A 10440-nucleotide genomic window follows, 5' to 3' on the forward strand; every position below is an offset into this window, starting at 1 on the left:
CGATTTTTGCCTCAAGCAGAGTGGAAAAAAGTTGATAGGCCTAATCGAAACTAAACGCAAAGCCAGAAATCGCGCCGCCTTTTGCCAAACGGAAACAGAGAAGCGGTCTCAAAGCCGAAAACAGCACCGCACCCAGCCAAACGGTAACAGAGAAGTCGTCTCAAGGCCCGAAGCAGCCCCATCCCCAGCCAAACGGTAACAGAGAAGCCGTCTCAAGGCCCAAACCAGCTCCGCCCCCGTCCAAACGGTAACAGAGAAGCCGTCTCAAAGCCCGAAGCAGCTCCATCCTCTGCCAAATGGTAACAGAGAAGCGGTCTCAAAGCCCGAAGCAGCTCCGCCCCCATCCAAACGGTAACAGAGAAGCCGTCTCAAGGCCCGAAGCAGCCCCGTCCCCATGCAAACGGTAACAGAGAAGCCGTCTTCAAAGCCTGAATCAGCTCCATCCTCCGCCAAACGGTAACAGAGACCCATTGCATAAGCAGCAAACCCCTTTCCACCAAGCTCCCCTAAAGCCCCAACACCCTACTCCAAAACCATCCCTGCTTCCTTCAACGCCGCACACGCTGCATCCAGCTTCTCCTCAGAATCTGCCTCTAACGTATGCAAGTGAGTTCCGTCTGTCAACTGAGACAAGTAGGATGCATTCGTTTGCTTTATTTTCCGAATAAAGGCGTCTACTTCGGCGCGGCTTGATACCATGACAGAAGCATTTAAATCGCCATAGACAGGGTGCTCGATTCGCACGTCTTTGACTGTTACGCCGTGATCGACGAGTATATATAGTTCTTCTTTCGTCCGGTGCGGTTCATGGAAGGACACGATAATCCGCTCTTTTTTTACCTGTTCACCGAAAGGTTTCATGTAGACGTAGCCTTGACTGGTTGCAAGGATCGGTTCGTTTTTTGCTTTTAAGAGGGAGATGTCCTGGACGATGACTTGTCTGCTTACATTGGTTCGTCCTGCTAATTCTCCGCCAGTAAGTGGCTTGTCTTCTGTTTGCAGCCAGTGCAAAAGGAGGTTTCGACGTTCTTCCCCTAGTACTTTCTTTTCTTGTGTCATAAGTTTAGCCACTCCTTTTCATCTGTTCTTCTATTATTTCCTTAAGTGCCCCGAAAGCAACCTCAAGGTCTCTGATGGTGGTTTGTTTTCCAAATGAAATGCGAATGAATTCTCTTGCCTCATCTGGTGTTTTTCCGGTGGCAAGCATTGTTCTTGAAGGCGATTGAGATCCCATTTGACAGGCACTTCCTGTAGAGATGGCAATCCCTCTTCGATTGCATTCAAGCATGACGTGCTGTCCTTCGATACCTGGTATTCTCAAGCCAAGGATATGTGGAAGGCCTTGTACACGTTCTCCTTCTACTACAACGGGAAGCCAAGATTGTTGAATTAGTCTTAGAAAGTGGATTCGCATCGTTTCATATTTTTCTTTTATATCCTGCATGGATGTCTCCATTTGTTGGGCAGCAGTTAGGAAGGAAGCGATACCAGGGACGTCTACTGTGCCGGGGCGCATTCCTTTTTCATGACTGGCGCCTTCGTAAATGGATTTCCAAGTTGCTTTTGGATCGATATATAAAGCACCGACGGCTTTTGGTCCATAAATTTTATGGGATGATATCGAAATGCTTGTAAGGTGGAGCTTCTCCACGTCTATTGGTATTTTACCAAATGTCTGGACACAATCGCTATGAAAGTGGATGTTTTTCTCCTTTAGGAGTACGCCGATCGCTTCAAGCGGCTGCAAGATACCCGTTTCTGAATTGGCATGATGGATGGACACAAGGCAAGTGTCATCCCGTAATGCTTCTTTTAATTGGGAAAGAGCAATAATTCCATTGGAGTCCACAGGCAGCCACGTTACTTCGTAGTCTTCTTTTTCCAATGTCTTGCAAAGTGAATGAACGGAAGCGTGTTCTGTCGCGGTGGTGATGATGTGCTTTCCTTTCTGTCCACACCCTTTCAACAAGGTGCGTATGGCAAGAAGATTCGCCTCACTTCCGCCGCTTGTAAAATAAATACCTTCTTTTCGTCCCGAAATCATCCGTGCAAGCTCGCCGCGGCAGGTTTCTAATAAATCCGCTGCGGTGGTTCCTGTGTCGTGTAAACTGCTGCTGTTTCCATAATAATTCCGTGCCACATGCTGATAGGCCTCCAAGGCTTCGTTGCTCATTGGGGTAGTAGCTGCGTAATCGAGATAGATCATAATTGAAACTCCCTCCCCTTAGATGACTGCTATATTTAGTAATATCTAGCAATCTTTCGGTCTTTGAAAAAATCTCTTGTCATTAGTATAGAAATATGTAAATATAGGTGTCAAGACACTTATATACACAGGAGGTTTTTTTGTGTCTAGTTTACAGCGAGATGTGATTGTAGTCGGAAGTGGACTATCCGCTTTGTTGACTGCAAATTATTTAAGTGAACATATGAATGTGATTATCTTCACAAAGTCGAGTAAAAATGATAATAATTCTTTTCTTGCACAAGGAGGAGTTGCTTGTGCTATCGAACATACAGATTCTTGGCAATTGCATTACGAAGACACGCTTGCTGCCGGCTGTTACCACAATGAAGAAGATGCGGTGGAATTACTGACAAAACGTGGGCCAGCTGAGTTGGAAGCATTAATTCAAAATGGGATGCAGTTTGATCGTGACGTTCTTGGTGAATTTTCCCTTGGCATGGAAGGTGCTCATTCTAAAAGAAGAATCCTTCATGCGGGAGGAGATCAAACCGGCAAGGAATTGATGGAATGGCTCCATTCCAAGCTGTCAAAGAAAGTTTTAATGGTAGAACATGAAACCGTTATCAAGTTGCATGTCCGAAATGACCAATGCTGTGGAGTTCAAACCCTCAATTCTAATGGAGAACGGACAAATTACTTTGCCACAAAAGTGATATTGGCAACAGGTGGAGCGGGGTCCCTCTATCCTTATACCTCAAATAATGAGAGCATTACCGGCATGGCACTTTCACTCGCTTATAAGGCGGGAGCGACATTGACAGATCTAGAATTCATGCAGTTTCACCCTACGATGCTGTCTGTTGACGGAAAAGCGGTCGGACTTGTTTCAGAAGCAGTTCGAGGGGAAGGAGCATTTCTCCAAAACGGTAAAGGCCAAAGATTCATGGAAAATGTACACCCAATGAAAGACTTAGCACCAAGAGATGTTGTCTCCCGTGCCATTTTTCAAGAGCTGGACAATGGCGAAAAAGTTTACCTGAATATCTCCAAAGTGGATCATTTCCAGACAAGGTTTCCTGCAATAACTAAGCTATGTACAAAACATGGTATCGACTTAAAGGCGAATCTCATCCCAGTCGTACCGGGAGCTCATTTTTATATGGGAGGTATTGATACAAACGTACATGGAGAAACAACGCTTCGGGGCTTGTACGCTGTAGGAGAGGCTGCCTGTAATGGAGTGCATGGAGCAAATCGGTTGGCGAGTAACTCCTTGCTTGAAACGATTGTTTTTTCAAAGACGCTTGCCGAACACTTTTTAGCAGAAAAGATCTTAAGCCCTCATTTGCTTTGGCACCAAACATCTACTGTAAAAATAGATATGGATTTGCTTCTGCAGAGGGCAGTGCCACTTCCATCAAAAGAAGAAATTCAACACATGATGATGAAGCACGCTGGAATAGTCCGCCATGAGGAAGGTTTAGTAGAGTTAAAGGAGTGGCTCGAGCTTTTCCAACCGTACTGCAAGGCGATAGATCAACTAACAGATATTTTACAAATAAAAGAAATAGAGACCATCCACATGCTTCAGTTATGCTATCTGATTACAGAAGCGGCTCTGCAACGAAAGGAAAGTCGAGGAGCCCATTTTCGTTCTGATTTTCCAGTAGCTAAAGAATCTTGGAGACAGGTCCGTATTTTGCATGTTCAACAGGGAGATAGCGTATTGGGAAAGGAGAACGAGATAGATGAATATAATCATGCTGCAAGAGATGCTGCGTCATTTTTATAAAGAGGATATAGGGGAAAAAGATTTAACTTCTGAGGCGCTTTTTGCTGAAAATGAAATAGGTTCAGGGACGTTTATTGCAAAAGAAAACGGCATCTTCGTAGGAGAACAGATTGTTATGGAAGCTATGCGCTTACTTGATCCTACAGTCCAGGTAACTCTTTTCAAACAAGATGGAGACAAACTGGAAAAAGGGGAAGTGATTGCAAAAGCGGAAGGGAAAATGAGGGCTTTACTTGGCGCAGAAAGAGTGACATTGAATTTGATGCAGCGAATGAGTGGAATTGCAACGCTGACTGCAACTGCCGTTTCAGAGCTTGATAGCAACCATACAAAAGTCTGTGATACAAGAAAAACAACACCCGGCTTAAGAATGTTGGAAAAATACGCGGTTACTTGCGGCGGAGGATATAACCACCGTTTTGGATTATATGATGGTGTGATGATTAAGGATAATCATATCGAGTTTGCCGGTAGCATCACAAACGCGGTTCAACGTGTGCGCGAAAAAGTTGGCCATATGGTCAAAATTGAGGTGGAAACTGAATCGCTGGCACAGGTTCAGGAAGCTGTGGAGGCTGGTGCAGACGTCATTATGTTTGATAACCGCACAGCGGAAGAAATAAAAGATTTTATCAAGCATGTGCCAAAGCATATTACAACAGAGGCATCAGGTGGTATTAATTTAACCAACCTTGCATCCTACCGGGACACTGGTGTTGATTATATTTCGTTAGGACTGCTGACCCATTCAGCAAAATCATTAGATATTAGTTTCAATGTTGGGGCGAAGGGAGTTTACTAAGATGAATATACTAGAATTAGTGAAAAAAGATAACGGGCTGTTGCCTGCCAAATATCGTGAAATGACGACAGAGGAAATGAGAACAAGAGTTAAGGAAATAAAGGAGAAGCTTGGAGCGGATCTTTTTATTCCTGGACATCACTATCAGAAAGATGAGGTCATTGAATTTGCTGATGCGACAGGGGATTCCTTGCAGCTTGCACAAGCTGCAGCGGACACAACTGCCACCTATATCGTTTTTTGCGGCGTGCATTTCATGGCAGAGACTGCAGACATTTTGACAAATGAAAATCAAGTAGTTGTATTGCCGGATATGAGGGCAGGCTGTTCGATGGCGGATATGGCTGATATTCATCAAACGGAGCGGGCGTGGGAAAAGCTTGAAAAGGTTTTTGGCGACACAATGCTGCCATTGACGTATGTGAACTCCACGGCAGCAATTAAAGCCTTTTGTGGAAAAAGGGGCGGGGCTACCGTTACTTCCTCCAATGCACACAAAATGGTAAAATGGGCATTCACACAAAAAGAAAGAATCTTATTCTTGCCAGACCAACATCTTGGTAGAAATACTGCTTATGATTTAGGGATCCCTTTAGAAGAAATGGCTGTTTGGAACCCCATAACAGATGAACTGGAATACGACGGTGACCCATCTAATGTAAAAGTAATCCTTTGGAAAGGGCATTGTTCGGTTCATGAAAAATTCACGCTAGGCAATATTGAACAGTTGAGAAGAGATAAACCTGAGATGAAGATTCTCGTACATCCAGAGTGTACATGGGAAGTCGTCCAAAAAAGTGACCTCGCAGGAAGTACGAAATATATCATTGAAACAATAGAAAAAGCGGAAGCGGGCAGTCAATGGGCAATCGGGACAGAGATGAACTTGGTAAACAGAATCATCCAACAGCACCCAGACAAGGAAATTGTTTCGCTTAATCCAAACATGTGTCCATGTCTCACCATGAACCGCATCGACCTTCCCCACCTACTATGGGCACTGGAATCCATCGAAAGCGGACAAATCATCAACAGGATCCAAGTCGAGCAAGATGTGGCACAACAATCCATCTCAGCACTAAATAAAATGCTCGAACACGCATAAAAAAGTACTGTTAGGATTTAATTTTAAAAGAATGCAGTTTCTAGCTGTTGATTGAAGCAAAAGGCGGAGACTCTTGTGGGGGATAGCGCTAGGTGGAGCCCCCGCAAACTTGCTGAGGAGACTCCAGCGGCGCCGCTAGGAAAGCGAAGCCATTTGCGGAAATCAACAGCGGTGTTTAACAGAAACCAAGAATAAATTTTAAAAATGGGCACCCTCGGAAAAAAACTATTTTTCCCTGCGGTGTCCATGTTTTTTATCATAAACTCCCCTTTTGACGCATAAGTTGATGTGAAGAATAGTGGCAAAATGCCTACACAACTCATAGACTGTAAAGACTTTGCTAAGGAGGGAAAATCCTTGAAAATCCATATTGTCCAAAAAGGGGATACATTGTGGAAGATTGCCCAGAAATACAATGTGAACTTCGAAGAACTAAAGAAATCGAATTCACAACTAAGCAATCCTGACATGATTATGCCTGGAATGAAAATAAAAGTGCCGATGGCAGGGGTACCTGTCAAGAAAGAAAGCCAAGTGATGGGTGTGACGAAAGAAGCACCAAAGCAAGTAATGGGAGTACAGGCGCCTAAAGCGCAACATCCTTATAAGGAGATGCCGAAAAAGCCTGCAGTAAAAGAGCAACCAGTGAAAGAAGCTCAGAAAACACCATACACTCCGAAAATGCCGCAATTGAAGCCGTATTTTCCCGAAGTGGATGTAAATAATTATTTGACGGTTAATGTTCCGCACAAGCAGCCTAATGAAAAAATGCCTAAGATGCCGAACATCAAAATGCCAAACGCTAAAATGCCAAACATAAAGATGCCAAATGTAAACATGCCAAATGTGAACATGCCTGTAAACATACCAAAGCCTAAAGAAGAGAGTCCTGAAAGTCCTGAACAGGTTATGGGAGTACAACAACCAGCTATGGAAGAATGCTATCCAGTATCACCAGTATTGCCTGGAAGCGGGTTCTGCCCTCCTTATCCACCACATCATCATCACCATCACGGTTGGGGACCAGGGTGGGGTGGCCCAGGAATGGGTGGCCCAGGAATGGGAATGCCGGGAATGATGCCAGGGATGCAAGGAATGGGAATGCCGGGAATGATGCCAGGGATGCAAGGAATGGGAATGCCAGGGATGATGCCTGGAATGCAAGGAATGGATGGATCACAAGTAATGGGAGTGCAACAAGGCGAAGAATCTCCTGATGTTGATTACGGGCAAATGCAACAACAAATGATGCAGCAAATGCAACAGCTGCAACAGATGGGCCAAATGCCGAATATGAGCAATGAAGAGATGGAAAGTGCCGTAATGGGCGTTCAAGATCAAGTGGCTCAAAATGGAATGCCAGGAATGGGCATGCCACAGATGATGCCGGGAATGATGTCAGGAATGGGCATGCCACCAATGATGCCACAAGGAATGCCTATGGGACCAATGGGAGGGTATCCATGCTATCCGATGGGGCCAGTATCCCCAGGTTCAGGATTCGGACCAATGGACGGTAACCAGCAGCAAGTCGCAGGAGCAAGCTCCGGTGGAGACTGTGGCTGTGGAGCACCTCAAGGTTATCGAAATGATGTTCCTTATGGTTATGCACCTTATCCTTATGGCTATCCTGTTGCTCCGGGGTATTATAATCCTCAAGGTTATGGTTACGGGGTTTCAAGTGAAGAGCGAAATGAAGGATCAGATTTTGAAGGTCCAGAAATTGATGATGAAAACTGATCAACCGATCTTTAGAGACGATTTCAATCGAAATCGTCTTTTCTTTCGTCTCTCCCAGGAAACAAAGCTTACGATACAGTCCTACAGTAAAATAAAAAATAATCTCTTTAAAATACAAGCAGAAAAAGGTTTATATATTTTAAAAGGCTACGGGGAACCTGGAGATCTAGAATCCATCATACATTTTAGCCAACTTCTACATAAGAACGGTTTTCATGAGGGGCTTATGTACGAAAAATTTAATGATGGTCAATACCTCCTTCTTGAACAAGGATTCGTATGGGTGTTATTAAAGTATATTGTACCTATGAGGAAATTCAGCTACTCCAAGGCAGAGGACAGAGCAGATGGACTGAATACCCTCCTAAATTTTCATCACTACAGTAAAACAATCCTACCCATTCTTCCATCTGAATTACCGCAGGAAAACACAGTTGTCAAATGGGAAAACCGACTTGAAATTTTTGAAATTCATGTCCCATTTTTAGCAAAGTGGTTTAACCCTCAAGTAATCGGTGAAATTGTATACTATAGTCATTTTGCACTGAATGGGCTGATGAAAGAATATTCGCAAACAGAGGAAGTGGTTCTTCACGGTGATGTGGCGAGTCATAATTTTATTAGAGCTGCAGATAATAAGGTGTATTTAATTGATTATGATTTACTTTCAGTTGGAAGTGCGGAGTGGGATTATGTCCAGTATGCAAGCAGGATTCTACCTTTTATAAAATGGAATAGTAGCTTATTTCAATCTCATTCCTTTTTGATTGAATTGGGTAAAGGTCAGCCTTGGTTTAGGACGGCGCTGTCTTTTCCAATGGACATTTTACGAGAAGGGAACCATTTTTCACATTCAAGCGGCGATAAAAGGATGCCAAGCAGTTTTGCCAATCTTTCCTACTTTATTTCTACTTGGGAATTGCGCAAACAATTTTTGACGAATTACAACAATCTGATACAATAATTAATATTGCTAATTGGAGGGAAGAATACGTAATGGAAGAAAAAATTGCCAAGTTGGTACAATGGATACAAGAAAAAGTAAAAGATGCAGGACTGAATGGAGCAATTGTCGGGGTAAGTGGTGGAATCGATTCCGCTGTTGTCGCTCATCTAATCAAAAGGGCATTTCCTGAAGATTCTCTAGGTGTCATTATGCCTTGTAAAAGTGACCCGAAAGATCAAGAATATGCGCTAGAAGTTATCGAGAGCTGTGGGATTTCCCATACGACTATCGACCTTTCTGAGACACACACTGTTCTTTTTTCTACGATGGAAAAACAGCTTAAGGAAAAAGGTGAATGGAACGAGGAAACATCCAGACTTGGTGATGCAAATACACGTGCGCGCCTTCGTATGACGACCCTTTATGCAGTGGCCAACAATTATGGTTATTTGGTAGTCGGTACAGATAATGCGGCAGAATGGCATACTGGTTATTTTACTAAATACGGAGACGGTGGAGTAGACTTAGTTCCACTTGTGAATTTAACCAAAGGCGAAGTGCGTGAAATGGCGAAAGTACTTGGAGTACCGGACAGCATCATCAGTAAGCCGCCAAGTGCCGGATTGTGGGAAGGCCAGACGGATGAAAATGAGATGGGTACAACTTACAACATGATCGATAGCTATCTTAAGGGCGAGGAAATTCCTGAAAAAGATAAGCAAATCATTGATAAAATGCATAAACGTACAGAACATAAACGTCAACTGGCATACGGACCTCCAAAATTTTAAAAGCTTGGAGAGAACTAACAAAATAAAACACCCCTTAACTTGTCACCCTAATGGAGAGTACAACTATTGTACTCAACTGACTCGTTAGGGGGTTTTTACATTGAGGAAGTCACTATTCACTGTAACCTCTGCGGCACTTTTAGTTGGCGGTCTTACGGGATGCGGTCAAAAGGAAAGTGCAACAGACAATAGGTATTATGAGGAAACAAGACCTATTGGGTATTATACAAGCGAACACAATCCTTATGTAAACAATGACCGTACACGTCGCGAACCGGAAGAAAGGGGAAATGCCCGTCTTCTGGAGGATAATGATGGTCCTTTAAATGAAATTTTGGACCGATCTGTAATCTACGACGAAAACAGAGTAAGACGTAACAAGGAAAATGGAGTCAGAAATGCAACAAACCGTAACTATGATGGCGGAGATTTGAATGTTGGATATGATACTCCACATTACAGTCGGACAGATCAAAACTATCACGGACATCTTAACGGGATCGAGAATGTCGGGAATCCTTCATATTACAATAATTATGATGGCAACCTTGCAAATCGGATCGTAAAACGTGCTTCTAAGGTAGATGGAGTCGATGATGCCCGTGTTTTAATCAATGGGGATGAAGTGCTTGTTGCGGTAAATCCGGAAAATAGTGCAGATGATACACGTCAACTAAAACGCGAAGTGCGTGAAGCAGTTAAACCGCTTTTGAAAAATAAAGACGTACGCGTTGCCGTTGATGCAAGTGTGTACAGTACAGTAAGAAGTGTGGACAATGACTTGCGTAATGGAGAATGGCACTTGCAAGATTTGGACGAAACAATGCGTGGAATTTATCGCACCATGACAAGATAACTTTTTAGGAACAGCCTCTAAAGATAGGGGCTGTTTTTTCTACATTTGAATGGATTTATAGTCTTCAGGGGATTCTTGATTGACGAGGTAAACACCTCAGTGACGAGGAAAAAGGAGAAGAGAGGTCCTCATGGTGGTGATGAAGACCTCAGTGACGAGGAAAAAGGAGAAGAGAGGTTCTCATGGTGGTTATGAAGACCTCAGTGACGAGGAAAAAGGA

The 10440-nt window shown here is 43.6% G+C and carries 9 protein-coding genes; 7 read left to right on the forward strand and 2 right to left on the reverse strand.

Translation table 11 applies throughout. The features are described 5' to 3' along the window. Nucleotides 1-522: 522 nt before the first annotated feature. Entirely contained in the window at nt 523-1059 is a 537-nt protein-coding gene (locus tag HC179_RS00995) for a transcription repressor NadR (protein WP_168862648.1), read from the reverse strand. A gap of 4 nt (nt 1060-1063) precedes the next feature. Next, a complete protein-coding gene (locus HC179_RS01000; protein ID WP_168862649.1) occupies nt 1064-2206 on the reverse strand; it encodes an IscS subfamily cysteine desulfurase in 1143 nt (380 codons plus the stop codon). Nucleotides 2207-2348: 142 nt separating this feature from the next. On the opposite strand from HC179_RS01000, the gene nadB reads away from it, so the two are divergent. The 7 genes from nadB to HC179_RS01035 all read left to right on the forward strand — a co-directional run bounded on the left by nadB (nt 2349) and on the right by HC179_RS01035 (nt 10220). Then, nucleotides 2349-3980, forward strand: a complete 1632-nt coding sequence (gene nadB, locus HC179_RS01005; protein ID WP_346775096.1) for an L-aspartate oxidase — start codon at nt 2349-2351, stop codon at nt 3978-3980. Then, nucleotides 3937-4782, forward strand: coding sequence for a carboxylating nicotinate-nucleotide diphosphorylase (gene nadC, locus HC179_RS01010; RefSeq protein ID WP_168862650.1), 846 nt, complete (start codon nt 3937-3939; stop codon nt 4780-4782). The genes nadB and nadC overlap by 44 nt, the downstream gene beginning before the upstream one ends. A gap of 1 nt (nt 4783) precedes the next feature. Continuing rightward, nucleotides 4784-5887, forward strand: a complete 1104-nt coding sequence (nadA, locus tag HC179_RS01015; RefSeq protein ID WP_168862651.1) for a quinolinate synthase NadA — start codon at nt 4784-4786, stop codon at nt 5885-5887. A gap of 357 nt (nt 5888-6244) precedes the next feature. Next, a complete protein-coding gene (gene safA / locus HC179_RS20870; RefSeq protein WP_205825175.1) occupies nt 6245-7627 on the forward strand; it encodes a SafA/ExsA family spore coat assembly protein in 1383 nt (460 codons plus the stop codon). Continuing rightward, nucleotides 7581-8591, forward strand: coding sequence for an aminoglycoside phosphotransferase family protein (locus tag HC179_RS01025; protein ID WP_168862652.1), 1011 nt, complete (start codon nt 7581-7583; stop codon nt 8589-8591). The genes safA and HC179_RS01025 overlap by 47 nt, the downstream gene beginning before the upstream one ends. Nucleotides 8592-8623: 32 nt before the next feature. After that, nucleotides 8624-9364, forward strand: a complete 741-nt coding sequence (gene nadE, locus HC179_RS01030) for an NAD(+) synthase (protein WP_168862653.1) — start codon at nt 8624-8626, stop codon at nt 9362-9364. 100 nt (nt 9365-9464) lie between these two features. Continuing rightward, nucleotides 9465-10220 carry a YhcN/YlaJ family sporulation lipoprotein gene (locus HC179_RS01035; protein ID WP_168862654.1) on the forward strand — a complete coding sequence of 252 codons (756 nt, stop codon included), beginning with the start codon at nt 9465-9467 and terminating at the stop codon, nt 10218-10220. Nucleotides 10221-10440: the final 220 nt, after the last annotated feature.

It is taken from the genome of Bacillus sp. RO1, from assembly GCF_012524115.1.
Classification (GTDB): Bacteria; Bacillota; Bacilli; order Bacillales; family Bacillaceae_I; genus Sutcliffiella_A.

What these genes read in the sequence shown, in the direction of transcription:
- nadA (WP_168862651.1), top strand. Translation starts at nt 4,784, where the DNA reads ATGAATATACTAGAATTAGTGAAAAAAGATAACGGGCTGTTGCCTGCC.
- nadC (WP_168862650.1), top strand. Translation starts at nt 3,937, where the DNA reads ATGAATATAATCATGCTGCAAGAGATGCTGCGTCATTTTTATAAAGAG.
- HC179_RS01000 (WP_168862649.1), bottom strand. Translation starts at nt 2,206, where the DNA reads ATGATCTATCTCGATTACGCAGCTACTACCCCAATGAGCAACGAAGCC.
- HC179_RS00995 (WP_168862648.1), bottom strand. Translation starts at nt 1,059, where the DNA reads ATGACACAAGAAAAGAAAGTACTAGGGGAAGAACGTCGAAACCTCCTT.
- HC179_RS01025 (WP_168862652.1), top strand. Translation starts at nt 7,581, where the DNA reads ATGAAGGATCAGATTTTGAAGGTCCAGAAATTGATGATGAAAACTGAT.
- nadE (WP_168862653.1), top strand. Translation starts at nt 8,624, where the DNA reads ATGGAAGAAAAAATTGCCAAGTTGGTACAATGGATACAAGAAAAAGTA.